We start from the raw sequence: 24,688 nt of genomic DNA, 5'->3' as shown, positions 1-24,688 counted from the left end.
ACCTCGATTATTTAACTAAAGTTTGATCTGCGGTGATATATTCCACCACTTCCAGATTAAAGCCGGACAGGGCATTAAAGCGTAATGGCGAGCTAAGTAGCTGCATTTTCTCTACCCCCAGATCCCGTAAAATTTGTGCCCCTACCCCAATAGTCTGATACTGCTGCGATAACGCTGCGTTCGATTTGATCGGTTTAGGCTTGTTCAGGCTTTCAAGCGCAGGGCCCAAGTCCTGCAAGTGACGCTGTCCGATCCAGACCAGTACACCACGTTCGCTATCAGCAATGGTTTTTAAGGCACGGTCCAGATTCCAGGCTGGCTCGCCTTCCTGCTTGTTCAGTTTCAGCAGATCACGAGCTGGATTAAAACCATGCACACGAACCGTAGTGACCCCTTCTTTAGGCTCACCTTTTACTAGCGCCAGATGAATATCCGGGTTACCGATTTCACGATAACGATACAGGTCAAAAGTTCCATATTCAGTGTCGATACTTTGCTGGTCAATACGTTCGATAGTCTGTTCATTGGTCATACGGTAATGAATCAGGTCTGCAATTGTACCGATTTTCAGTCCATGTTTTTCAGCAAAAATTTCCAGATCCGGACGGCGTGCCATTGTACCGTCTTCTTTAATAATTTCACAAATGACTGAAGCCGGTTCCAGTCCTGCCAGTCTTGACAGATCGCAGCCTGCTTCTGTGTGTCCGGCGCGGTGCAAAACACCTCCCGGTTGAGCCATTAATGGAAAAATATGTCCTGGCTGGACAATATCACTTGGTTTGGCATGGGCAGCTACGGCAGTACGAATCGTATGAGCTCGTTCAGCTGCTGAAATACCGGTTGTGATACCCTCTGCCGCTTCAATGGACAGCGTAAAGTTTGTTCCGTGCTGGGCACCGTTAGAATCCACCATCAGTGGCAGATCTAACTGCTTGCAGCGTTCGCGGCTTAAAGTCAGACAAACCAAACCACGCGCATGCGTAATCATAAAATTAATATCTTCAGGGCGTACGTGCGTGGCGGCCATCACTAAATCGCCTTCATTTTCACGATCTTCATCATCCATCAGGATGACCATTTTTCCTGCACGGATATCTGCAACGAGCTCTTCTACAGTATTGAGCGGCATCTATCTAGACCCTCTTTTTTTGTCTTGCTGACAATAAATTGCATTGATAAGCCATAGTCTAACGTGTTTTAACTATATTTGCCTATGCTTATAGTATGGATGTTCCGGTTCTCTGTTATACACACCCTAATAGCCCTTTGAAAAGAGTGAAGATTTTAAAACAGAGCTGAATATGCTTAATCTTTGCTCACCTGGAAGATTTTGGGCCAGTGTGCCAAGGGTTTTAGACTGAAATAAAAAAACCTGACCTATATACAGATCAGGTGTATGTTTTCAGAGAAACTAGACTTGTTCTGAACGTACTTTTTTACCCATCAGGATTTCAGTACGGATTTGCTGTGCAAGTTCAGCAGACTCAGTATTTAAACCATTGAGCATAAATGCATTTCGGGTAAGGACATTACTCGGATTTGGCATTGGCATCAGCTGGTAATTCTGGCTGATGTCTTTAAGCTGTTCATTATTGAGATATAAAGCAGTTTCCTTGGCGTTGAGCTGCTGGGCCAGACGTTCAGCAGCTTGCTGGGCGTTGAGCTGCATTGCCTCAACCGCGGTTGCAACCGCACTCCGTGTTTGCAGGGCAAAGCGTTTGTCTTCACGGTAACGTTTATACAGTACATCTGAGAGTAACTGGAATACCGTGCCTACCATAAGTAGGCACTCAACTGCTGGTTTGGAGTCAGCAGAGACAGAAACGACTGCACCATTCTGGTTAAATTCCTGTCGAATTTCCATATTGCTACTGCGTAGATGATAATGCTGTGCACACAGCTCAATACTTTTATTCAGAAAAATCTGACAAAGCTTAAAGTAAGGCACAGAAACGGACTGGTTTACGCTACTAAGCAACTGTTTTGGATCATAGAACTGAATGTTTAATGCCACTCGCTGATCATTATCTGAAGTTGTTTCGGCAGTTCTGGCTTTAGGTAATGGCTGGGCTTTAGCCTGCTGCTGTACTTGGGCCACCATCAAGGCAGAATTATGTTTCTCTAGTTCAAGGGCCTGGGTCAACTGCTGAATTTCATGTTTCAAGCGTGACTCATTGTTGATCCGTGCCAGATATTCGCTACGGCTTGGACGCGCAACTGCCCGGTAAGCCAGCCATAACAGCATATGTATAAACAGTGATGCCAGAATTGCCAGCCATTGGGTCCGTAAAATTTCACCAATACTGGGTTTAATCAGACTGACTTCAATACTGCCCACTTTCTTTTCATTCTGCAGCGCATCACGCACAAATACTTCACCCTGACGGGTTTTAGCCATGCCACTTGATGCTAAAAGCTGGTTGTTGGCATCCAGAATGCGAATAGATGCCACACTCGGATTGGTCGCATAACGGTTGGCGACCAATGCCAGCGAAACCGGGTTGGGGGGGTCCAGCTCTGCCAGAGAGTCACTGACCAGTTGACTGGTCATCAGCTGGCCTTGGCTGGCCCGATTCTCATTGAGTTGATGGGTTGTTGCAAGAACCAGTAAAAAGGTATGCAATGCAAAACTTATTATCAGCAGGCTAGCAAATAGCCCTTGTCTAGGCGCATTCAACGTAAACTTCCAAGGCAATTATATTTGATTTCGATTATGATTCTTACAATAGTTGTAGCTCAGACCCGAGTCAATTCATGCGAGAAATCATTCTTATATCATTTTTAGGACCTGATCAACCCAACCAGTTTACGCGATTAATGCAGGTATTGTCCGTACATTCCTTGCAAATTCTGGATGTGGGGCAGGCCGTTATTCACAATCAGCTCACCTTAGGCATTGTAGTCGCGTCAAACGACCAGACTGCAACAGCTCTGGCAATGAAAGAGATTTTGATTTTAGCACATGATATTGGTTTAACTGTGCGCTTTAAACCAATCTCAAGCACAGAATACGAACAATGGGTAAATGAAGGTGGCCGAACCCGTTATATTGTCACGGCTTTAGCACCTGAACTGTCAGCTTCGCATTTACAAGCTGTTACGAATATTGTCTCAGGGCAAGGCTTTAATATCGAAACAGTCACCCGTCTATCGGGACGGCCTCATCTGAATCATGAACAGGTAGAACCTAAGCGTAGTTGCATACAGTTTGGCTTGAGCGGACAAATGCTTGATGCCGCAGCTATGCGAGCTGCCTGTCTAAGGCTCTCAACTGAGCTTAATGTTGACGTTGCTGTACAAGAAGATAATGCTTACCGGCGTAACCGACGCCTGGTCTGTTTTGATATGGATTCCACCTTGATTGAACAGGAAGTCATTGATGAATTGGCAATAGAAGCTGGTGTTGGTGCGCAGGTGGCTGAAATTACCGAGCGTGCCATGCAAGGTGAACTCGATTTCCAGCAGAGTTTCCGTGCACGGGTTGCTCTGCTTAAAGGGCTAGATGCCGAAGTTCTACCAAAAATCGCCGAACGACTGACAGTGACAGAGGGTGCAGAACGTCTGATTTCAACGTTAAAAGCTTTGGGTTATAAAACTGCTATTCTTTCGGGTGGTTTTCAGTATTTCGCAGAATATTTACAGGCCAAACTCGGGATTGACGAAGTACATGCCAATATACTTGATGTAGAAAATGGCCGTGTCACTGGTGAAGTGAAAGGACATATAGTCGACGGTGCCCGCAAAGCCTTCTTACTGCGTGAACTGGCAGAAAAAATGGGTATTTCCCTGGAACAGGCAATTGCTGTTGGAGATGGTGCTAATGACTTGCCTATGCTTTCAATCGCGGGCTTAGGGGTGGCTTTTCGTGCCAAACCTCTAGTACGGCAAAATGCTAATCAGGCAATTTCGAGTGTAGGCCTAGATGGTGTTCTTTATTTACTGGGTGTACACGATAAGGACTTGAATCGTGCCTGATGCGTAAATACAGTTACAACTTGTGCGACTCAGGAGTCGCACTTTTTGTTGGTAAACTTCTGATAAACAGATAGTTAATAAAAAATAATCTTGGTTTGTATATGTGTAGATTAAACTAAAAAAATTATTTTTTGCTCAAAAAAGCAACATATTTTTTTGTAATGACGCGCCAAGATTGATACAGCTTGGGATAAGACATTTCTATATTTTTTTTTAATGTAATGACAAAAGAATGTTGCGACAAGGTATGTCGTGTAATCGGAATTCAGGGCTTTTTTTCTATAGAAAACTCTTCATAATGCCAACAAGTACAAAACAGGCTAAGCAGAATAATCAATTTTGCAGGGCATTTGGGGAATAACATGATGGTCTAAGAAAGGGCCTAACGACATCATTAATGACGGAGATTGGTATGTGGACAGCGAATTATGCAACCATCATGGGATTTGGTTTAATTGTTGCTGCACTTGTTGCTGTTTTCTTTTCGCCTTACCGTCGTTGGCTGAGTTTTATGCTTGCCGGTATGGTGTTCTGGGGACTACTGGAAATGGTACGTTTTGGTATTCAGTCAGTTTTTATTATTCCACTCACTTACAGTTATTTATGTGCACTCAGCCTGGCCATGCTGGCGATTACCATGCTCTTGCTGCGTGAAGACCACCGTGCACAAAAAGCCCTGGCTAAACGCCAGTATATTGAGCATACTCCAGTTTATGAAGACGACCAGCAACAGTGTTCAAGTCGCTAAAAATGAGCTGACTTAACAAAAAAGGTGTACCTGTCCGTACACCTTTTTTTACGTTTGATAATTTTTAATATACAAAGACTTTATTTAAAAATAAGCTTTTATGCTACGATCATAAGATTATTTTTTATAAGAATATAATAGGCGCGCATGTCATGAAACTGTCTTCAATTCCTGTTGTTCACTTGCCTCTGGTTGACCTGAGTACTGATCCTCTCGATTTACTCCTGATGGGATTAGCTCTACGTATGAAGCAATTGGCCCGTACCAGTCCAAAGTTTATTGAACTGACCCATGATCGCCAGTTCCGTATCCAGATTGGGACAGAACAGGGGATGGCACGTCAGTTTGTCATTAATCATGGGCACGTAGAAACTGTATCTGGTTCTGCTGAAAAAGCTGACTTTATTTTACAGTTTGCTGATAGTGAGCAGGGGGTGAAGACGCTGCTTAAAGGTGATCCAACTGCTTTTATGACAGGGATGCAAAATGGCAGTATTAAAATGGAAGGTGATTTTGGTTTACTGGTCTGGTTTAACCAGGTAGCAAAACTGCTTCCACCTAAACTGCCAAAGCCGGTTAAAGAAAAAATTAAAATGGCTCGCCAGTTTTTAAAGGAAAAAACGGGTAAATAATAAAACCCAGCCCTCTTAAAATAGAGGGCTTCTTTATATTTTTTTTTAAAATTACTCTATTTCAAGATTGAAGGTAACCGGCCCATCATTTACCAGATGGACTTTCATATCTGCTGCAAAAATACCGGTTTGTACATTCTCAAACTGAGACTTCGTGTAGGCAACCAGTTCTTCATAAAGTACTTTAGCTTCACTCGGTGGCATCGCTGGTCCAAAGTCCGGACGTAACCCTTTTTGGGTTTGAGCCATCAGGGTAAACTGGGAAACCAGTAAAATACCACCCCCTGCCTGACTGACATTCCAACCCATTTTTCCCTGCTCATCATCAAAAAACCGATATTTTAAAATTTTATCGATTAATTTCTTACCTGTATCCAGCGTGTCTTCTTTCCCTAATCCTAAAAATACCAGAATCCCATGACCAATTTCACCGGTAATTTTGCCTTCCACTATGACTTTGGCCTCAAGTACACGCTGTAATAATGCCCGCATCTCACTCTCTTTTTTGCTTACTTAAAGACTGGGTTAATAGTGTATCAAAACTCGCTTTCTAAACTTGAATATATATTTTATTAATATTATACAATAGCTTATTTTTAAATATTTGAATAACCGATTATTTTTATTATCATTTTTAACTATTTTAAAGACTCTAGTAAAGTGCCGCTGCAGAAAATTAAAGAGATGATGTTATGTTTAAGCGTTCATTACTGGTCACCATGCTGGGTGTTACCATGTCAGCAAGTTACGCAGCGCCTTTGACCAAAGACAATGGAGCACCTGTAGGGGATAACCAGAATTCAATCACTGCCGGCGAGAATGGCTCAACTTTGCTTCAGGATGTACAGCTGATTCAAAAATTGCAGCGTTTTGGTCGTGAGCGTATTCCTGAGCGTGTAGTACACGCACGTGGTACAGGAGCATATGGCGAGTTTATTGCGACAAAAGACTTATCGGACTTAACGGTTGCATCACTATTTAAAGCAGGAACCAAAACACCGGTTTTCTTGCGTTTCTCTACTGTAATCCATCCTAAAGGTTCACCAGAGACATTACGTGACCCGCACGGTTTTGGCCTGAAGTTTTATACTCAGGAAGGCAATTGGGACCTGGTCGGCAACAACCTGCCTGTATTTTTTATTCGCGATGCTATTAAATTTCCCGACTTTATTCATGCTATGAAGCCAAGCCCGGTGACAAATGTTCAGGATCCAAACCGTGTGTTTGACTTCCTGCAAAGTCAGCCTTGGGCTGTAAATATGCTGACCTACGTGTATTCTAACCTCGGTACTCCAGTCAGCTACCGCAACCTGGATGGCTTCGGTGTGCATGCTTTTAAACTGTACAATGCTAAAGGCGAGTATAAGTATGTGAAATTCAATTTCCGTACTCAACAGGGTGTTAAAGGTATGAACATGGAACAGACCCGTGAAATGCAAGGTAAGGACTTTAATCACCTGACCAATGACCTGTACAACAATATTTATGCCGGAAACTATCCAAAATGGGATTTATATATTCAGGTACTTGACCCGAAAGATCTGAACAAATTCGACTTTAATCCACTGGATGCCACTAAAATCTGGTCCACTCATCTGATTCCAGAAGTTAAAGTAGGTACTTTGACGCTAAACCGTATGCCGAAGAATTTCTTTAATGAAACTGAACAGTCGGCATTTGCACCAGGTAATCTGGTTCCAGGCATTGAGCCTTCTGAGGACCGTCTGCTACAGGGCCGTATCTTCTCTTATTCAGATACTCAGATGTACCGTTTAGGTGCAAACCATCAGCAGATTCCAGTAAACCGTCCTCTGGTCAAGGTCAATAACAATAACCAGGAAGGCTCCATGAATGTATCTGAACGTGATTCAGATGTGAACTATGAACCAAGCCGCAAGGAACCTAAACCTCCAACCACACATGCCAAAGCAGTCATGACACCACTTGAAGGAAGTGTATTACAGCAGGCAATCAAGAAAGAGCAACCATTCAAACAGGCCGGTGAACTCTATCGCTCCTATTCAGCGGTTGAGAAAAATGACCTGATCCGTAACTTGGCAGCTGATTTGGGTGCAGTAAAAGATACCGAAACCAAACACATCATGCTGTCCTACTTTTATAAGGCAGATGCAGAGTATGGTACACGGCTGACCCAGGCGGTAAAAGGTAACCTGGCTACTGTTAAGGCAAAAGCAGAGCAACTGCAAGACTAAGTGTCAGGTCAGCCCTTCAGTGAGGTAAGGTGAGTTAACTTAATCACCTTTACCTCATACGGTGCACTAGTTTTAAAGTGGAGTGATTACAGCAATATGTTAGAGATATTTTATTATTTTGAAGACTAAAGGGAATCCTGATGAGTTTTTTAAAAAGCACTTTCCTGATTTCACTATTTTGCCTGAGCAGTACCGTCGTGATGGCCGAAGTAGCTGAGCCTCCTGTGCAAGACAGTAAGCTGTCAGCCCAGCAGGAACTGGTTGATCTTTTCTTTGCTGCTGCAAAAGCAGGAAATAAAGAAGTAATTGATGAATTCCTAAAATATGGATTTCCGGTCGATAGCAGAAATCATGCAGGTTTTACTCCCTTGATGATGGCAACTTACTATGGCCAGCAAAATATTGTCAGCACATTATTGGCATCCGGGGCTGACCGCTGTGCCAGAGACAATAAAGGTAATACAGCCTTGATGGGTGCTATTTTTAAAATGGAATGGGCAATTGCCAGACAGCTGCGTAAGGTCGACTGTGATATGAATACACAGCAGCCCGGACAAAAAACTGTAGCAGAATTTGCTAAAGTGATTGGACAGGAACAGGCTCTTAAAGAGCTATTGAACGAATAATATATACTGGCTAAGTTTTTAAAATATAGATAAAAATTTAGCGGACACTTTACAAGTGGATTCTGAACAGTATAAGACCATAGTCTTGCTTTACGTATCTACATGAAAAACTTGGCTTATAGCTCATCAAAATATGTTTTAATTAAAAGATTAAAGCAAAAATTTTCTGCATATGTCTGCAATTATTCACTCCCTTCTTGATACCGACTTATATAAATTCACCATGCTACAGGTGGTATTACATAAGTTTCCGCAAACTGACAGTGTCTATCATTTTCGTTGCCGGAATCTGGAAGATACTGTATATCCTTTGTCAGATATCCTGGATGAGCTCAATCAGCAACTAGATTATTTATGCCAGCTCACATTTAAAGAAGATGAGTTGCAGTATCTGCGCAATCTGCGTTTTATCAAGAGTGATTTTGTCGACTATCTGGAACTGTTTCAGCTCAAGCGTCGTTTTATTAAAGCCAGTATAGATGCAGAAGGCCGACTGGATATCTGGATTGAAGGCCCAATGGTTCAGGCCATGATGTTTGAAATCTTTGTACTGGCACTGGTTAACGAACTATATTTTCGCCGTATTCGCAGTAAAGAAGTATTGGATGAAGGTGAACGACGTTTGCAAGCCAAGCTGGAACTGATCAAGAGTTATGAGCGTGGACAGCAGCCAAATGATCCTCCTTTTCTGGTGTCAGACTTTGGTACACGCCGTCGCTACAGTTTTGAATGGCAAAAGCATGTAATTGAAGAGTTCCATAAGGCCAGTCCAAGTGTTTTTCGTGGTACCAGTAATGTCTTATTGGCAAAAGAGCTGGGTATTACTCCTATCGGCACAATGGCACATGAATTCTTGCAGGCCTTTCAGGCACTGGATGTACGGCTGCGCAATTTTCAGAAAGCTGCACTGGAAACCTGGGTACAGGAATATCGTGGTGATCTGGGCATTGCCTTAACTGATGTTGTGGGTATGGATGCCTTCCTGCGTGATTTTGACCTGTATTTTGCTAAATTGTTTGATGGTCTGCGGCATGATAGTGGTGACCCTTATGAATGGGGTGACAAGGCCTATAAGCATTACCGCAAGCTAAAAATTGACAGCCGGACTAAAATGCTGACCTTCAGTGATGGACTCAATCTGGAAAAAGCATGGAAACTTCATCAGTACTTTAAAGACCGCTTTCAGGTCAGTTTCGGTATTGGAACTAATTTGACTAATGATATGGGTCAGACACCCTTAAATATTGTTTTAAAACTGGTGGAATGCAATGGACAATCGGTTGCCAAAATTTCAGACAGTCCGGGTAAAACCATGACCGATAACGATACCTTTCTGGCCTATTTACGACAGGTTTTTGATATTCAGGAACCTGAAGTTTAAGCTGGTTTACATAGCAGTTATTTTATAAAGGCGCTATAAAAAAACCGCAATGGCTTTAAATTAGACTATGCTAAAATTGGCTTCAGATAAAAAATAACCTGAAATAAGTGTAATAATGACACCTGATTTTAACTTTGGTTTACTGATCGAAGCCGAGGAGCTTTTACCACAGCTGGGTCATCCGAAACTGCGTATTGTCGACTTAAGCCGAGAATCGGTTTATCAGCAACTGCATATTCCGCACGCCTTACATTTAAAACCTAAATTATTGGTGCGTCATGAAGAGCAAGCCTCTGGCCTGCTCCCAGATGAGCTGGGCCTGCAGGCACTAATTGAATATTTACAAATTTCTCCAGAACATCATGTAGTTGCTTATGATGATGAAGGCGGGGCATGGGCAGGACGCTTGCTCTGGAACCTGCATTGCTTGGGTTTTGAACAGACCAGTCTGCTAAATGGTGGTATTCATGGCTGGCTGGCTGCCGGTTTACCTACTTCATCTGAACAGGCGGTTATTAAAGCCGCTGATACACTGGTACAGGTTGACCTTGGCCAAAGTGAGAAATATCGGGTAAAATATGATCTACTTCGTCAAATGATTAAAGAAGATAGCGCCCAGCTATGGGATTGCCGAACCTTTGATGAGTATACTGGCCTGCGTCTTGCAGCCCGTCGTGGTGGACATATTCCAGGTGCTCGCCATTTTGAATGGAGTACTGCCCTTGACCGACAAAATCATCTAAAATTGCATCCGCTAGAACGCACCCGACAAAATCTGCAGAATGCAGGTTTTCAGCTGGACCAGCCTGTCGTGGTGTATTGTCAATCGCATCATCGCTCTGGGCTGGCTTATATACTGGGCCGACTTCTCGACTGGGAAATACAGGCTTATGATGGTGCATGGAGTGAATGGGGCAATCGCCTCGACAGCCCTATTATTACCGGAGAGTTGCCGTTTTGAGCCTCACATCACGTCTGAAAAAAAATATCTTTATTCGGGCCCAGCGCCTAGTTCCCCAGCATCAGCTAAGCCGGGTAGTTGGTAAAATTGCTGCCAGTGAGAACCCGCTGGTACGTGCGGCAGTCATTCAGACTTTTAAAACCCGCTATGGCGTAGATATGTCAATTGCCGAGCAGGTTAATGCTTTAAAATATAAATCTTTTAACGAGTTTTTTACCCGTGCCCTACGCGAAGGTGTGCGTATGGTAGATGCTGATCCTAAGAGTATCGTTTCACCAGCCGATGGCGCTATCTCACAGCTGGGTACGATCCATGACGGTGATATTTTTCAGGCGAAAGGACAAAGTTTTTCTGTCGAGAAACTCATCGGTGATCCACAACTGGCAGAGCCATTTAAACATGGCCAGTTTGCTACGGTTTATCTTTCTCCGCGGGATTATCATCGTGTCCATATGCCAATAACGGGTACATTAACTGAAACCCTGTATATTCCAGGTGAGCTGTTTTCAGTTAACCAGATTACTGCCGAGAATATTCCTGGCCTGTTTGCACGTAATGAGCGTATGGTCTGTCTGTTCGATACCGAACTGGGACGCATGGCGGTAGTCATGGTAGGTGCCATGATTGTGGCTGGAATTGAAACAGTGGTTACTGGAAAAGTAAAACCGTCCGGTCGTCTTGAGCTGAACCAGCATAACGTGGTACTGGAAAAGGGTGCCGAACTGGGACGTTTTTACTTGGGCTCAACTGCTGTAATTTTATTTGAACAGGATAAAATGGCTTGGGATGCGGAATTTAAGGCCAATTCTGTGGTGACTATGGGACAGAAACTGGGTCAGGCTCTTTAGAAGACCAATAATAAAAAATGCGCCTTGAGGCGCATTTTTTATAGATCTAGTTTAAATGATATAGGCGTTCTTTAGGGAAGACAGCTTTGAAGGTCGAGCCTTCATTTTCCTTTGATTCAATTTCCAGATAGGCATTGTGCTGCATGAGTACATGCTTGACGATCGCAAGGCCTAATCCGGTACCGCCGGTTTGCCGGCTGCGGGCACTATCCACCCGGTAGAAACGTTCAGTCAGTCTTGGTAGGTGCCGTGGGTCAATTCCGATGCCTGTATCCTGTACGGTAAAATAGCCATGTTCACCATCATCATGCCAGCCGATAGTAATCGTACCGCCCTTGGGCGTATATTTAATGGCATTGGTAATCAGGTTGCTAAAGGCGCTGGCCAGTTCCATATCTGAACCGATCAGGTCACAATGGCTGTCTATATCCAGATTAAGTGTATGGCCATAATCGACATTATAGGCCTGAGCATCATCAAAAAGCTGGTTCATTAGACCGGGCATTTCCACAATCTGGTTCTTAGCAATTTTCTTGTTATTTTCAAGACGTGATAACAGCAACAAGTCATTAACCAGAGAATTCATGCGCTTGGTTTGTGCCTGCATCTGGTCAAATGCCCGTTTCCAGCGTGGATTCAAATCTTCCTGATCGGTAAAAGTCTCAATGTAGCCACTTAATACAGTGAGCGGGGTACGTAATTCATGCGAAATATTGTCGACAAAATCTTTACGCATCTGTTCCAGGTTTTGCATGCGAGTAACATCATAAGCCACCAGCAAATGACTTTCGCCACCAAAACGGGTTAGCTTGATTTGCACATAGTGGTCTTCATGCACGGGCGACTTCATTTTGATGCCATCTGGCGCCTGATCAATATTTTGAAAATATTCAATAAAAATAGGCTGGCGTAATATCGTGAGCAGATTACGACCACGATCCAGGGGCTGTATACCAAGCAGTTTTTCAGTAGCCGGATTAAACCATTCTATCTGGTTCAGATCATCAATCAGCATTACTGCTTCAGACAGTGCGACTAATGAAGACTGCGCCCGGTCAATCAGTCCGACCATTTCTGCCTGCACGATGCGTTCCTGACGCTGGGCCCGGTATACATTAAACAGGAGCGCTCCCCAGATACCGTTTAAATTAGGTGGAGCATCATAAGGCCGGTTGGAAATCCATTCATTTACTAAATATAAGGACCGTAGTTGAAAGGCAAAAAACACGACAAAGCCAATGAAAATACAGCTCCAGAAATAGCCGATTCCGAAACCGATCAGACTGGCAACGAGCAGTAGAAAGACCAGCAGCCGTAAGTCCTGTTTAGCAAAAGTCCATAAACTGCTGTATCGGAATTTTTTGTAGTCCCGGGCCAGCTCAGGGACCGGATATGGTTCATACATAAAGTCAGTTTAACCTAGAGCGACATCAGCACGGGTCGAGAAGCGGTAACCGGTTCCACGTACAGTCTGTACAAAGCGGTCGGCACCATAAGGCTCAAGCACCTTGCGTAAACGTCGGATATGTACATCAATGGTACGATCTTCAATATATACATTTCCGCCCCAGACCTGGTCAAGTAACTGGGCACGGGTATAAGCACGCTCTGGATGAGTCATGAAGAACGCCAGTAATCGGTATTCGGTTGGCCCCATTTCCAGAATAGAATCACCAAAGCTCACACGCTGACTGACCGGATCTAATAGCAGGCCATTGGCATCAATTGTTTTCTCACCGCTCAAGGCATTGGCACGGCGCAGTACAGCTTTAATTCGGGAAACCAGTTCACGAGTTGAGAATGGCTTGGTCATGTAATCATCTGCACCGGCATCAAGGCCTTGTACTTTATGGTCTTCTTCGCCACGAGCAGTGAGCATAATTACCGGAATTTCAGAAAGATTTTCATCGCGCTTCAGACGGCGACACAGATCAACACCACTGATACCGCCTGGCATCATCCAGTCCAGAAGAATCAGGGCTGGGCGCTGATCAACAATCATCTGATGAGCCTGCTTAGCATCTTCAGCTTGCAGACATTGAAAACCTGCCATGTCCAGAGAGGTATGAATCATTTCACGGATCGGTAATTCATCATCTACAATTAAAATATAATCATCTTTCACAGCGCAATACCCTATTCGTTATTAACGGTGAACCGTTTTTATTTATGACAGGCTTATTACAAAGATAAATTATGACAGTATCATTGCAAAAATGGGGACAAAGTCTATTTTAGCAATTATTTGTGACAAATATTACATTCAAATAGCAGCTCTGCAAAAGTATGGTATTAATAATTCAGAAATTGTCAGAATATTAAATTAAGAAAGATAAGCGATCAGCTCACAATTTAAAGAAAGACTATTTCTCAAATTTTTCTAATAATGCCATAAATACCACTTGGGCTGCTGCCAGTATATCTTCAAGACTCTGTTTAAAACCGCCCATAACCCAGCGAATTGCCAGCTGTGTGACATAACCATTCAGGCCAGTCGCGATCAGTGAAACTTCATGCTGGCTACGGCTTAGATGCGGCATCATTAACATTACAAAAGCCTGAATCATTCGATCAAAACGCAGCATGGTTTCCTGAATGGTGGCCTGGTTATGCAATTCCTGAACCAGCATGGCATCCACATAAATGATACGTGCAACCCGTGGATCATCTTTTAACATGTTGAGTAAAGCCCGTAAGCCGGCTTCAATCATTTTATCAGGATTAGGCGAAGCCTGCATAATAGCCTGCATTACCCTTTGCTGTAGCTCTTCAATCAGCTGGAGAAAAATAGTCTGGAACAGCTGTTCACTTTTCTTGAAAGATTCATAAAAATAACGTTCAGTCAGTCCGGCTTCACGGCAAATATCTTTAACCGTAACTGAAAAAAAACCTTGAGTACCGTAAGCCTCAATTCCCGCTTCAATCAGCTTGGTGCGACGTGCCAGTTTACGTTCTGACAGAGATAATCCCTTGAACTGACGTTCCCTCAAACTGGTAGCTGTATCTGCCTGTGGCTCCTGAGCATATTCTGACTGACTCATCTTTACCTATTATTTATAGAATTTTATGGCAGCCATTTTAACAAGTTTTTTAAACGAAAGTGCTGGCAGATACTGCCGTTTATTTTTTATGCATTTTTAACTTTAAAGAAATATTGACAATATGAATTGTCAAAATTATATTGAAAAGGAAATTTGCTATCTATCTGCCACTGCAGAGAGAAAAATAAAGGAACATGCATGAAGAATTTTAAAAATAAAGTTGCTGCCATTACAGGTGCAGGCTCAGGGATTGGCCAACAGCTGGCAGTTTTGCTGGCTAAACAGGGCTGCCATTTGTCTTTAAGTGATGTTAATGCGCAAGGCCTACAAAAGACTGTCGAACTGTTAAAAGACAGTAATGTACGAGTCACGACCCAGATAGTGGATGTGGCAGATCGTGAAGCAGTAAAAGCATGGGCTGAAGAAACCGTCAGAAATCATGGGTCGGTAAATCTGATTTTTAATAATGCCGGCGTTGCTTTAGCTTCAACAGTCGAAGGTGCCAATTATGATGAGCTGGAATGGATTGTCGGAATTAATTTCTGGGGCGTAGTATATGGCACTAAAGAATTTCTACCTTATCTGAAAAAGAGTGGTGATGGGCATATTGTCAATATTTCCAGTTTATTTGGTCTGACAGCTCAGCCTACTCAGTCTGCCTATAATGCGACCAAATTTGCAGTGCGTGGTTTTACTGAATCGTTACGTCAGGAACTGGACCTGCAAAAATGTGGGGTAAGTGCCTTATGTGTGCATCCAGGCGGTATTCGTACCAATATTGCCAATGCTGCTAAAGTCAATCAAAGTCTTAAATCACTAGGCATGCATCCCGAAAAATCAGTCAGTTCATTTAACAAACTGCTCCGTATTCCACCAGAAGAGGCTGCTCGCCAAATTCTGGATGCGGTACTGAAAGACAAGCGCCGTCTATTGATTGGTAATGATGCAAAATTTCTGGATGCCTTGCAGCGCGTTATGCCGGCCAAATACCAATATATTACTGGTCTGCTGACTGGCATGAATAAAAAACCACGTAACCAGATCGTATAACTGTTTATTAATATACTAAATAAAAAAAGCCCAGATCCTATTATCGGTTCTGGGCTTTTTAATACCTAAAAAAAGAGAGTGTTATTTTAAATTAATACCTCTACAGTTTTTTTCTTCCATACGAACTGGTAATACAAACCTTGTAAAATACAGAGACTTACAAAAGCAAGTGCATAGGCATACCAGATTCCTTTAAGGCCCCAGATTTGACTAAACCAGTAAGCACATGGCAGTTCAATCGCTAAAATAGCAAAGATATTGATGAGCATCGGTACAGTTACGGTGCCACTGGCCCGCATGATGGAGGCGAAAATGGCACTGGCTCCAAAAAACAGAATAGACCACAGTACAATAAACAGTAACTGCTGACCCAGCTCGACTACTTCTGGATCGGTAATAAAAAGTGCCATCAGATACTTCGAGAAAAGATAGCCTAATATTACCAGAATGCCAGTGATGACAAAATTCATGCCGAGCGCAGTACGGCTCACCCGTGACAGTAAATCATTTTTACCCGCTCCAATCGCTTGGGCTGCAAAAATTGAAGCTGCGATACCTATAGAGAGTGCTGGGAACTGGATATAGTTTAAAACCTGGTTAACTGCACCATAAGCTGCTGTGGCATGGGCACCAAAACGGTTAACCAGCCCCACAATGACCAGGCCAGCTACAGAGGTGGTTACCATCTGGATGCCAGTAGGAATACCTAGCCTTAAAATAATTTTACTTAATTTTGGCTGATGACGGATATAACTGAACAGCTCCCGGTCTGGACGTAAAGGATGATGTTTTTTATTCAGATAAACTGCAAGAAAGCCCAGCACCGCAAGATAGCCCACAATAGTCGCAATAGCCGGTGCAATAATCCCCATTTTAGGTAAGCCGAAATAACCGGCGATCAGGATAGGGGTGATCATTAAGCCGATCAGGCTGGTCATACCCAATGCAATCAGTGGCGTTACACTGTCACCGACACCCCGTAAAATAGATGTATAAATAATATAAATAAATAGCAGGGGACTACCAGCTAGCATCCAGCGGACATAAGGAAGTGATAAATGCATCACAGCCGGGTCTGTACCCAGTGCAAGCAGAATATGCTCGGCAAATATAACCCCCAGTAACGCCACAATAATCCCGCCGATTAATGTCATAAATAAGGTAGAACCAACTACGCAGCGCACCTTCTGAATATTCTGAGCGCCCCAGGCCTGGCCCACCAGTACGGTGGCTCCTGCTGAAAGCCCAATCACAAATGCCATCAGGCAGAATAAAATTGGAAAAAACACGGAAACGGCAGCAATTGCCTCGACGCCCATCATCTGCCCAACAAAGATCGTATTAATTGTCCCGGACAGATTTTGCAGAATATTGGTTGCAATTAACGGTAAAAGAAAAACTAAAAAAGTTTTCCAGAGTTTCTGCTGCTGTATAGTAGTTTGATGTGGTGCCATAACAGTGCGTCGCACTCTCCCAGTTTTTAGTATTATCTTTAAAATAACCTTAACATAGGGCTGACCTGAAAAACGCTATGAATTAAGTAACTTCCTGCCAAATATAGTGGTATCTGTTTAGCAGCCGCGTAAAATTTCGCAAGCTTTATGCAATGTAGATTCCTGTTTAGCAAAGCAGAACCGGATCAAACGTAGTTCAGAGGGCGGTTTTTTATAAAAGGCAGAAACAGGAATAGCCACAATACCATGCTGTTCAGCCAAAAATTTACACATTTCCATAGCATTCAGTTCTGGGCAGATCTGGCTGTAGTCCAGATTCTGAAAATAAGTGCCTTGAGAAACTTCATACTGGAAGCGTGAACCTTTTAATCCCTCAATAAACAGGTCTCGCTTGGCCTGATAAAAACTGCCGAGCTGCTCAATATGTTCCGGATGCTGTTGCATATAGCTGGCCAAGGCTACCTGGCAGGGAGTATTCGCACAGAAATTTACAAACTGATAAACCTGACGAAACAGGCGCATGAGATGCGGTGAAGCTGCACAATAACCTGTTTTCCAACCTGTCACATGAAACGTTTTACCAAATGAACCAATCACGAAACTGCGCTCGGCCAGCTCAGGGAAACTGAGGGCACTTAAATGCGGACGGCCATCAAATACCAGATGCTCATACACCTCATCGCTGAGAATCACGATATTGGTGTCTTGCACCAGTTTAATCAACTGTTGCCAGTCTTCACGTGTCCAAACAGTAGCACTCGGATTATGTGGAGTATTGACGACTATCATTCGTGTTTTAGAGTTGACCTGTTGTTTTAAATGTTCCCAGTCAACCTTGAACTCTGGCGCTTGCAGGGCTATACGCTTACAGCTTCCTCCCATCATCTGTACACTGGGTACATAGCTGTCATAACTCGGATCAAAAATAATTACTTCATCACCCGGACGAATCATCGCTTGAATAGCGCAAAAAATAGCAATTGTAGCACCTGGTGTAATGGTAAGCTGAGCCCGTGGATCAATATTGATCTGGTCCCGTTTATAAAACTGGGCAGCCAGCTGTTCACGAAGTGTCAGTAAGCCATCACCCGGAGCATATTGATGATGGCCGTCACGACTGGCTTTAGATAATGCCTCGACCAGATCGGGAGGTGCTGGAAAATCTGGAAAACCCTGAGACAAGTTCAGTGCACTCAGGCGCTGTGCCATTTCTGTCATCACGCTGAATATGGTCACGTTCTGTGCGGCAAACTTAGACTCTACTTTAAACATATCGTCAACCTCCTTTTAAAATTTAACTCAAGCTTAAAAAGCAAAGTCCACCAGCGCGCGAATAATGCCGAGAGTCAGTCCGATAAAAGCGCCTACGACTACGCCGTTGACGCGGATCATGTGCAGGTCGCCACCCACTTCGTTCTCAATTTTGTCAATCATTTCCCGCGAATCCCATTCATGAATTCGCTCACTAATAAAATGAATCACCCGGTCACTGTACTGGTCACTAAAGCTAACAGCCAAACTACTCATCCGCTGATTCAGCAAGTGACGGACTTCTCTATTCTGCATCAGGTTCTCACCCACCTGCTGAATGGCAACTCTTAAATTCAGAGCAATTCCCGAATCCGGTTTTTCTAAATCGTCCTTGACAGCATTACACAATATAGCCACCGCGCCACTAATAAAGTTAAGTACTTGCGGACTGTTGAGCAGGGCATCCTTGGCACTGTTCAGACGTTGACTCGACAGGCTATTTTCATCTGTCAGTTCCAGCATAAGCTGGCTTGCATATTGTTCAATACTCTGCCGCCACGGATGCTCGGGATCAGCCAGCATGGACTCGACCCGGCCAAGCATTGAATCAACAGTCCGCTGCTGTACATCAATACCAATCCAGCTAGCGCCTCTTGCCAGTTTCCAGACACCGAGTTCCTTAAACAGCTTACGGGTCAGCTCACGTGTCTCTTCCGGATGTGACTTCATCCAGTCCTGAGCTAGATCCAGCCCACGCTGCAATACATCCTGGTGAAAATCATTTTCCAGTACAGCACGCAACATTTCACTGGCCAAAGTGTTGATCTGGGTATTACGTACCCACTGCACACTATTATTCTGGATAAAACGGCCAATTTGCTCCTGCCCGACAAATTCAAAAATTTTGGGTACAGTCTGTTGAATAATCTGTACCACTTGCAGATTGTTATCTGGCTGAGCCAGCCACCGTCCGGCTGCCATGGCCAGATCAGTATCTTGCAGACTGCGTTCTACCACTGATGGAGACAGGAAGTTTTCCTGTACAAAGCGGCCCATAGATACGGCAATCCGATCCTTGTTGCGTGGAATGATTTCTGTATGGTCTTTTAAAAATGCTGGAATAGGAATACGACCAAAAGGATTCCGGAACAGAACTGTAATCGCATACCAGTCAGCAAGCCCGCCCACTACTCCAGCTTCAGCAGCAAGCATCAGGATCTGGATTAGCCAGGCATACTCTGGCACGAACTTGGCCATGGCAATGAGTATGAGCCAGGCTACAACCGCCACAACTAGAGCGACTGTGGCATAACGTTTACTACGGTTCAGACTCGGAGAAGTCATAGGTTCAGCCATAAAATTTTATTTGTCCTTAATTTTTGTTTTTATCATTTGGTTGTGTTCTGGGCTGGTGCAGTCTGGGGTTGTAGGACCTGACCAGTTGGACTGACTCCATATTTCTGTCCAATAGATGACAGAATAAGACGTGCATCAAAGGCCTCCTGAGGCACATTTTTCTGCTCCTTGTAACATTCAATAGTATAGGAAACCTGAACCGGGTCAATATTTACCACTTGCGGCATATCATAAAACGGATCTGGCCAGAAGCCGGGATAGCGCCGGTAATAAGCGGAAGGATAATAGGGCCGGCTTGGATAGACGACTGCCTGACGGGGTGGCTGCTGGGTGCGGTTGCTCGGATCATCCAGTACTTTAAAGTAGCGAAAACCGTTTTCTACTGTGGTCTGTGCTGCTTTAACCAGGGTAATTTCTTCTGCAGTCCCATAACTGATATTGTCACGAGCCTGGTAACTGATACGATAGGTCTGCGCATTTAAAGCATAACTTGAGAATTGTCCCAACTGGTCAAATGTCAAAGGCTTGTGCGGGGTAGTAGCACAACCGCCAAGCAGCAGAGCTGTACCGAGAGCAAAACCTATAGATAAATTTTTCATCATACACCTCCTATCAGGAAGGACAGCACAATGGCTGGGGAGTGCAGGAAGGTTAAAAGCTGCTTCCTGGCTGATCTAGGAATTCCAGTTCTTCCGGAGTTGATTCACGGCCCAGAATTTTGTTGCGATGCGGATAACGCCCGAAACGTTCAATAATTTTCTTGTGACGTTTTTCATAATCCAGATTAACCGGATTACCCAGACGCTGAAAGAGCTTTAATGCAAATTCATGCATCATTTTTGATTCACTGTGCATGAATGGCATGTATAAAAAAGAACGTTGTTCAGGATTGAGCTGGGCATCCAGATTCAGGCTGATCGCTTCCTGGGCCAGAGCCAGAGCTAACCCGTCCTGTGCAAAAGCCAGCGGCTGGTCACGATAAAGGTTGCGGGAGAACTGATCCAGAACAATAATCTCGGCAAGGCGTCCATCGGCTGTTTTGCGCCATGACCAGAGCTCTGCCTGAACTGCTTGTGCATGAACTTTGCTAAAGTTCTGCCGTATTTTCTGATCAAAAGTATCACTTTTTGAAAACCATAGTGACTGGTGCTCAGGATTAAACCAGAAATCGAGGATCTCCTGATAATTCATAAGCTTTAATACCTATCAAGATTTATTTTTCAATAAAATCACAAATTTTCCGTGTCTTATACAGCAAGATTGTGATAAATATTTGCCGGGATAAACGCAGTATAATTGCCGGAAAATCAGTTGACTGTCACAGTAGAGCGGGTAAATCGCGTTATACTGCATGACTTAGATGATTTGAATTAATAGTTTTTAAAAGTGAGCCATGTATGAGTCAACCCGAATCAATCTCTCAAGTTTTGATACCAACATGGGTAGATTCTTCGCTCTTCAAAGGCATGTTGCGCGGGGTAGAACGGGAAGGCCTGCGCATGCAAAGTAATGGGTTTATCTCTCAAGGTCCGCATCCACACAGCCTGGGGGCGGCGCTCACTCATCCGCATATTACCACTGACTACTCTGAAGCCTTGATGGAATTCATTACGGCCCCTCAACCCGATATTCAGGCCATGCTGGCTGAACTGACAGATATTCATGCACTGGTTTACCAGCATCTTGAACATCAGGAAAAACTCTGGCCGCTTTCAATGCCGTGTATGCTGGACCGTGAAGAAGACAGTATTCAGCTGGCACAATATGGCTCATCTAATATCGGCCGGTTTAAAACCCTATATCGCCGTGGCTTAGGGGTGCGTTATGGCCGGCGTATGCAGACTATTGCAGGCGTCCATTATAATCTTTCATTTCCCGATGAGCTCTTTGAACAGTTACAGCAGCATGAGCAAGACAAAGCCTTAACACAGCTAAGTCTGCAAGATTATCGCAGCCATCGTTATTTTGGCCTAATCCGCAATTTCATCCGCCTGACACCACTGGTAATGTATCTGGTGGGCGCTAGTCCGTCAGTATGTCAATGCTTCTTAACAGGTCGCGAACATCACTTGCTGCCACTGGTTAAAGGAACTTTATATCTTCCATATGCTACCGCATTACGCATGGGGCGTTTTGGCTACCAGAATTCGGCACAAAAACAACTTGGTATTCACTATAACAATCTGTCTGGCTACCTGGATGGTCTACAAAAAGCTGTGAAAACCCCTTACGCTCAGTTTAGCCGTCTGGGACTAAAAGACGCAGATGGTGAACCGCTCCAGATTAATGATCATGTACTCCAGATTGAAAATGAATATTACAGTCTGGTCCGGCCAAAACAAGTACCAAGAGATGGAGAAACACCATCTGAGGCTTTAGCAAACCGTGGTGTCGGTTATGTGGAACTGCGGGCCGTCGATATTAATCCTTATAATCCGATTGGTATTGACGAAAATACTGCTGGTTTCCTTGAAGTGCTGGCTTTATATTGTCTGCTAAAAGACAGTCCAGACCTGCTGCCAGAAGAACAGGACCAGATTGAAAATAATCAGGCTGAAGTGGTCAACCGGGGCCGTGCTCCCAACAGTCACATCACTGAACGTGGCCAGGAACAATCTTTGGAGCAATGGGCTCAGGCACATGTTGTGGCCATGCAGCCTCTGGCGGTATTGCTGGATGAGGGCTATCACACCCAGCTGTATAGCCATGCCCTGCAACTGATGCAACAGCGTATTCAACAGGTTGATGAGACCTTATCAGCCCATGTAATTGCCGATACGATAAAATGGGGTGGAACCTGGAATCTGGGTAGCCACCTTGCACAAGAACATGCCAATTTTTATGAACAGCATGCACTTACACCAGAGAAGCAGGAATACTTTACAAAACTTGCACAGACATCGCTAGAGCAGCAACAGCAGCTTGAAGCCGATACCCGTATCAGTTTTGAAGATTATCTTGCCCATTATCAATAGTGAAAATAACAAGAGGTTGATCCATGCAATGGGGTAGTTATCGCTTCGTAAATGGTTTATTGCTGATTGCCAGTATTGTAGGGATGGCATTTGCACTTTATCTGGAACATGTCAAAGGCCTGGAACCTTGCCCTTTATGTGTCTTCCAGCGAATTGGCCTGATTGCGATGGGCTTGGTTGCCTCGGTGTCAGTAATTCATAATCCGGTATCGAATATAGTCAAACGTCTTTACGCTTTTTTGGCGACCTTAGCCATGATCTGGTCTGTAGGTGTTGCTGCGCGACACGTCTGGTTGCAGCATTTACCACCAGATCAAGTGCCAAGCTGTGGGCCGGGACTGGACTATCTGGTAGATGCCCTGCCATTGAAAACCGTTTTTCAGCAGGTTCTGACCGGTTCGGGCGAGTGTGCCATGGTAGACTGGACATTTTTAGGTCAGTCGCTACCGTTTTGGTCACTGGTATTTTTCTGTATCTTGTTAATGCTATGCTTATGGCAGCTGGTACGTAATTATCCTTATAGCAAAGCAGTCAAGAAAAAATATTAATCTGGTTCTACCTGATAAGATATCGAAAGGCCAGCTTGGAATATATCAAGCTGGCCTTTCAAATTCAGATAATTAAATAATTTATGAGCCATAAATTATTTAAGAGTAGCAGTGGCTATTTTATACTTTTAATGTTTTATGTCTCAGCAATATCTTCAAGTTTTATATTTTCTGTGTGCAGAATGTAGTAATCTAAACGTGTATTTTCAAGCAGAGGATCAGGATAGAACCACTGTACAATCTGCTGAGCAACCTGAGTATGATACTGGATCTCAAAATGGTTCAAGCCGAAAAATACTGCCTTGTGGTGTTCAGGTACCTTGAGCTGGAAACGTGGATTGGGATGTTCTCCCAAGGCACTTTTAATACTCACCAAATAATCACCAATAATCTTTAAAGCGCGGCTGTTAATATGTTCTGCTTCAACTGTACCCGCTACAAAAAAGGCCTGAATATGTGAAGGCAGGGGCGCAGGTTTACGGCTGTCATCCATTGTTCCAATACGCGCATCTAAATATTCCCAGTCGTCATCACGAACACTGCCATGGCGCAAGTCAATAATTCCATTACTACGAATATTTACCAGGTTACCAATCATATTAATCAGGGGGAAACGTCCGAGCTTTTCCTGCAAGGTAAAACCAAAACGCTCTAGAACCGCGCCATGATGCGGCGACCCCAGACAAACCAGATTCCCTACTTTACTCAACCAGCCCTGCATATTTTGCTTGCCATAAAATAAGGCACTACGAGACACTAATCCTCCCATACTATGACCAATCAGGTCAATCTGGCTAATGTCAGGGTTACGCTGGATCAAGTCATTCAGTAAATTGGCAAAACTGCGCCCATTGGCAGAAATTCGCCGTCCCGTATTATAGTTTAAATAAAGCATAGTACCGGGATGCGGTTGTGTCAGCAGATGCGCACCAATACCTGTAAAATTTGAATTGGCCCAGGTCAGGTGGTTCATGCAGAGTCCATGTACAAAAATAACCACTTTACCTTTAAGCCGGCCCTGTTGTACCCGACCATGGTGTTCATACAGAACCATAGGAAGTGCGAGCGGATTTTGCTGTGCTAAAAGATAATCACCTAATACACCGTTCAATATACCAATTAGAGAATGTAATTGCGGTGTCAGGTCTTTGCGATGCAGGCCGGGAAAGTGCTCAATAACTTGACGTAAACCGGGCGCAAGAAAATAATGGCCATAGCGTTGCAGGGCCCGGTAAGAAAACTGGTAAATCTTTTCTACACGGGGCAGGGCCTGAAAATATCTGGACTGCTGTTCGCTCATGCCTAATGTGTTTAATAATAATTCACGGTGAATCATCTGCACCAGTTCATGTATACCGCTTAAACTGGTGGATGCCAGCTGTGCCAGTCCCTCTAAGAGATCTGCCTGACTGGGTGGCGTGCGGTCCCATCTACAATAGGTTTCATGCAGTGGCGTCAAACTTGGCATATTTATAGTCCTGATAGCCTGTTGGTTACATGTAGCCGGCTCTTTATTTTTTAAATATTTAAGAGTATAAAAACTACGCATCCCTGATGAACTAAACATACTGTGAATAGAGAGATGAGCTGCATTTTTTTGTCCAACAATCTGCTTTTTCCTGTAATGAT

General features: G+C 43.9%; 23 protein-coding genes. 11 read left to right on the top strand and 12 right to left on the bottom strand.

From position 1 onward, the window contains the following. Positions 1-7 precede the first annotated feature (7 nt). Both ribBA and AC0VYT_RS13860 read right to left on the bottom strand, forming a co-directional pair. Complete coding sequence (gene ribBA / locus AC0VYT_RS13865) at positions 8-1,129, bottom strand: bifunctional 3,4-dihydroxy-2-butanone-4-phosphate synthase/GTP cyclohydrolase II (protein ID WP_005017730.1); 1,122 nt, start codon at positions 1,127-1,129, stop codon at positions 8-10. 282 nt (positions 1,130-1,411) lie between these two features. After that, on the bottom strand, positions 1,412-2,695 hold the full coding sequence (locus tag AC0VYT_RS13860; protein ID WP_005404669.1) for a hypothetical protein: 1,284 nt from the start codon (positions 2,693-2,695) through the stop codon (positions 1,412-1,414). Between the two features lie 59 nt (positions 2,696-2,754). Here AC0VYT_RS13860 and serB point away from each other — a divergent pair, with 59 nt between their 5' ends. The 3 genes from serB to AC0VYT_RS13845 all read left to right on the top strand — a co-directional run bounded on the left by serB (position 2,755) and on the right by AC0VYT_RS13845 (position 5,355). Continuing rightward, a complete protein-coding gene (gene serB / locus AC0VYT_RS13855; protein ID WP_005017734.1) occupies positions 2,755-3,975 on the top strand; it encodes a phosphoserine phosphatase SerB in 1,221 nt (406 codons plus the stop codon). A 412-nt stretch (positions 3,976-4,387) separates the two neighbouring features. Next, positions 4,388-4,723: a ciprofloxacin tolerance protein AciT gene (gene aciT, locus AC0VYT_RS13850; protein ID WP_005017736.1), complete on the top strand. Its 336-nt coding sequence runs from the start codon at positions 4,388-4,390 to the stop codon at positions 4,721-4,723. A gap of 152 nt (positions 4,724-4,875) precedes the next feature. Continuing rightward, positions 4,876-5,355 (top strand): SCP2 sterol-binding domain-containing protein, encoded by a 480-nt coding sequence (locus tag AC0VYT_RS13845; protein WP_005017739.1) that lies wholly within the window; start codon positions 4,876-4,878, stop codon positions 5,353-5,355. 51 nt (positions 5,356-5,406) lie between these two features. Here AC0VYT_RS13845 and dtd read toward each other — a convergent pair whose 3' ends face one another. Beyond that, a complete protein-coding gene (dtd, locus tag AC0VYT_RS13840) occupies positions 5,407-5,847 on the bottom strand; it encodes a D-aminoacyl-tRNA deacylase (RefSeq protein ID WP_005017742.1) in 441 nt (146 codons plus the stop codon). 200 nt (positions 5,848-6,047) lie between these two features. Between dtd and AC0VYT_RS13835 the strand changes: the two genes are divergently transcribed. The 5 genes from AC0VYT_RS13835 to asd all read left to right on the top strand — a co-directional run bounded on the left by AC0VYT_RS13835 (position 6,048) and on the right by asd (position 11,384). After that, positions 6,048-7,568 carry a catalase gene (locus tag AC0VYT_RS13835; protein ID WP_005017744.1) on the top strand — a complete coding sequence of 507 codons (1,521 nt, stop codon included), beginning with the start codon at positions 6,048-6,050 and terminating at the stop codon, positions 7,566-7,568. Positions 7,569-7,768: 200 nt separating this feature from the next. After that, positions 7,769-8,194, top strand: a complete 426-nt coding sequence (locus tag AC0VYT_RS13830; protein WP_373867497.1) for an ankyrin repeat domain-containing protein — start codon at positions 7,769-7,771, stop codon at positions 8,192-8,194. Between the two features lie 172 nt (positions 8,195-8,366). Beyond that, positions 8,367-9,575 carry a nicotinate phosphoribosyltransferase gene (pncB, locus tag AC0VYT_RS13825; protein ID WP_005017746.1) on the top strand — a complete coding sequence of 403 codons (1,209 nt, stop codon included), beginning with the start codon at positions 8,367-8,369 and terminating at the stop codon, positions 9,573-9,575. Positions 9,576-9,690: 115 nt separating this feature from the next. Further along, positions 9,691-10,536, top strand: a complete 846-nt coding sequence (locus tag AC0VYT_RS13820; protein ID WP_005017747.1) for a sulfurtransferase — start codon at positions 9,691-9,693, stop codon at positions 10,534-10,536. Beyond that, entirely contained in the window at positions 10,533-11,384 is an 852-nt protein-coding gene (gene asd, locus AC0VYT_RS13815) for an archaetidylserine decarboxylase (protein WP_005017748.1), read from the top strand. The genes AC0VYT_RS13820 and asd overlap by 4 nt, the downstream gene beginning before the upstream one ends. A gap of 46 nt (positions 11,385-11,430) precedes the next feature. Here the strand turns inward: asd and phoR are convergent, their stop codons facing one another. From phoR to AC0VYT_RS13800, 3 genes are all read right to left on the bottom strand, one after another. Then, positions 11,431-12,789 (bottom strand): phosphate regulon sensor histidine kinase PhoR, encoded by a 1,359-nt coding sequence (gene phoR / locus AC0VYT_RS13810; protein ID WP_005017755.1) that lies wholly within the window; start codon positions 12,787-12,789, stop codon positions 11,431-11,433. Positions 12,790-12,798: 9 nt separating this feature from the next. After that, positions 12,799-13,509: a phosphate regulon transcriptional regulator PhoB gene (phoB, locus tag AC0VYT_RS13805; RefSeq protein ID WP_005017756.1), complete on the bottom strand. Its 711-nt coding sequence runs from the start codon at positions 13,507-13,509 to the stop codon at positions 12,799-12,801. A gap of 238 nt (positions 13,510-13,747) precedes the next feature. Then, positions 13,748-14,425, bottom strand: a complete 678-nt coding sequence (locus tag AC0VYT_RS13800; protein WP_005017757.1) for a TetR/AcrR family transcriptional regulator — start codon at positions 14,423-14,425, stop codon at positions 13,748-13,750. A 198-nt stretch (positions 14,426-14,623) separates the two neighbouring features. Here AC0VYT_RS13800 and AC0VYT_RS13795 point away from each other — a divergent pair, with 198 nt between their 5' ends. Continuing rightward, the gene (locus AC0VYT_RS13795; protein ID WP_005017759.1) at positions 14,624-15,475 is read left to right on the top strand and encodes an SDR family NAD(P)-dependent oxidoreductase; all 852 of its coding nucleotides are present in this window, start codon (positions 14,624-14,626) and stop codon (positions 15,473-15,475) included. Between the two features lie 86 nt (positions 15,476-15,561). On the opposite strand, the gene AC0VYT_RS13790 is transcribed toward AC0VYT_RS13795, so the two are convergent. From AC0VYT_RS13790 to AC0VYT_RS13770, 5 genes are all read right to left on the bottom strand, one after another. Next, positions 15,562-16,929, bottom strand: a complete 1,368-nt coding sequence (locus AC0VYT_RS13790) for an MATE family efflux transporter (protein ID WP_005017760.1) — start codon at positions 16,927-16,929, stop codon at positions 15,562-15,564. Positions 16,930-17,046: 117 nt separating this feature from the next. Then, positions 17,047-18,201, bottom strand: a complete 1,155-nt coding sequence (locus AC0VYT_RS13785; RefSeq protein ID WP_005017762.1) for a methionine aminotransferase — start codon at positions 18,199-18,201, stop codon at positions 17,047-17,049. Positions 18,202-18,234: 33 nt separating this feature from the next. Next, the gene (locus AC0VYT_RS13780; protein ID WP_005017764.1) at positions 18,235-19,536 is read right to left on the bottom strand and encodes a DUF445 domain-containing protein; all 1,302 of its coding nucleotides are present in this window, start codon (positions 19,534-19,536) and stop codon (positions 18,235-18,237) included. A gap of 32 nt (positions 19,537-19,568) precedes the next feature. Further along, positions 19,569-20,135, bottom strand: coding sequence for a CC0125/CC1285 family lipoprotein (locus AC0VYT_RS13775; protein ID WP_005017767.1), 567 nt, complete (start codon positions 20,133-20,135; stop codon positions 19,569-19,571). 52 nt (positions 20,136-20,187) lie between these two features. Continuing rightward, on the bottom strand, positions 20,188-20,727 hold the full coding sequence (locus tag AC0VYT_RS13770) for a DUF924 family protein (protein ID WP_005017768.1): 540 nt from the start codon (positions 20,725-20,727) through the stop codon (positions 20,188-20,190). A gap of 206 nt (positions 20,728-20,933) precedes the next feature. Here AC0VYT_RS13770 and gshA point away from each other — a divergent pair, with 206 nt between their 5' ends. Next, complete coding sequence (gene gshA / locus AC0VYT_RS13765) at positions 20,934-22,511, top strand: glutamate--cysteine ligase (RefSeq protein ID WP_005017771.1); 1,578 nt, start codon at positions 20,934-20,936, stop codon at positions 22,509-22,511. A 23-nt stretch (positions 22,512-22,534) separates the two neighbouring features. After that, positions 22,535-23,059 carry a disulfide bond formation protein B gene (locus AC0VYT_RS13760; protein ID WP_005017773.1) on the top strand — a complete coding sequence of 175 codons (525 nt, stop codon included), beginning with the start codon at positions 22,535-22,537 and terminating at the stop codon, positions 23,057-23,059. 136 nt (positions 23,060-23,195) lie between these two features. Here AC0VYT_RS13760 and AC0VYT_RS13755 read toward each other — a convergent pair whose 3' ends face one another. After that, complete coding sequence (locus AC0VYT_RS13755; protein ID WP_005404662.1) at positions 23,196-24,527, bottom strand: PGAP1-like alpha/beta domain-containing protein; 1,332 nt, start codon at positions 24,525-24,527, stop codon at positions 23,196-23,198. Between the last annotated feature and the right edge of the window lie 161 nt (positions 24,528-24,688).

It is taken from the genome of Acinetobacter sp. QJM3NY_42 (genome assembly GCF_056173745.1).
Note: the sequence above shows the minus strand (reverse complement) of the source record. Positions and strands in the feature narration are given on the sequence as shown.

Bases quoted from the DNA above. Each gene is read 5' to 3' on its own strand.
- ribBA (WP_005017730.1), bottom strand. From the start codon at position 1,129: ATGCCGCTCAATACTGTAGAAGAGCTCGTTGCAGATATCCGTGCAGGA.
- serB (WP_005017734.1), top strand. From the start codon at position 2,755: ATGCGAGAAATCATTCTTATATCATTTTTAGGACCTGATCAACCCAAC.
- aciT (WP_005017736.1), top strand. From the start codon at position 4,388: ATGTGGACAGCGAATTATGCAACCATCATGGGATTTGGTTTAATTGTT.
- AC0VYT_RS13845 (WP_005017739.1), top strand. From the start codon at position 4,876: ATGAAACTGTCTTCAATTCCTGTTGTTCACTTGCCTCTGGTTGACCTG.
- dtd (WP_005017742.1), bottom strand. From the start codon at position 5,847: ATGCGGGCATTATTACAGCGTGTACTTGAGGCCAAAGTCATAGTGGAA.
- AC0VYT_RS13835 (WP_005017744.1), top strand. From the start codon at position 6,048: ATGTTTAAGCGTTCATTACTGGTCACCATGCTGGGTGTTACCATGTCA.
- AC0VYT_RS13830 (WP_373867497.1), top strand. From the start codon at position 7,769: ATGGCCGAAGTAGCTGAGCCTCCTGTGCAAGACAGTAAGCTGTCAGCC.
- pncB (WP_005017746.1), top strand. From the start codon at position 8,367: ATGTCTGCAATTATTCACTCCCTTCTTGATACCGACTTATATAAATTC.
- AC0VYT_RS13820 (WP_005017747.1), top strand. From the start codon at position 9,691: ATGACACCTGATTTTAACTTTGGTTTACTGATCGAAGCCGAGGAGCTT.
- phoR (WP_005017755.1), bottom strand. From the start codon at position 12,789: ATGTATGAACCATATCCGGTCCCTGAGCTGGCCCGGGACTACAAAAAA.
- AC0VYT_RS13800 (WP_005017757.1), bottom strand. From the start codon at position 14,425: ATGAGTCAGTCAGAATATGCTCAGGAGCCACAGGCAGATACAGCTACC.
- AC0VYT_RS13795 (WP_005017759.1), top strand. From the start codon at position 14,624: ATGAAGAATTTTAAAAATAAAGTTGCTGCCATTACAGGTGCAGGCTCA.
- AC0VYT_RS13790 (WP_005017760.1), bottom strand. From the start codon at position 16,929: ATGGCACCACATCAAACTACTATACAGCAGCAGAAACTCTGGAAAACT.
- AC0VYT_RS13785 (WP_005017762.1), bottom strand. From the start codon at position 18,201: ATGTTTAAAGTAGAGTCTAAGTTTGCCGCACAGAACGTGACCATATTC.
- AC0VYT_RS13780 (WP_005017764.1), bottom strand. From the start codon at position 19,536: ATGGCTGAACCTATGACTTCTCCGAGTCTGAACCGTAGTAAACGTTAT.
- AC0VYT_RS13775 (WP_005017767.1), bottom strand. From the start codon at position 20,135: ATGAAAAATTTATCTATAGGTTTTGCTCTCGGTACAGCTCTGCTGCTT.
- AC0VYT_RS13770 (WP_005017768.1), bottom strand. From the start codon at position 20,727: ATGAATTATCAGGAGATCCTCGATTTCTGGTTTAATCCTGAGCACCAG.
- gshA (WP_005017771.1), top strand. From the start codon at position 20,934: ATGAGTCAACCCGAATCAATCTCTCAAGTTTTGATACCAACATGGGTA.
- AC0VYT_RS13760 (WP_005017773.1), top strand. From the start codon at position 22,535: ATGCAATGGGGTAGTTATCGCTTCGTAAATGGTTTATTGCTGATTGCC.
- AC0VYT_RS13755 (WP_005404662.1), bottom strand. From the start codon at position 24,527: ATGCCAAGTTTGACGCCACTGCATGAAACCTATTGTAGATGGGACCGC.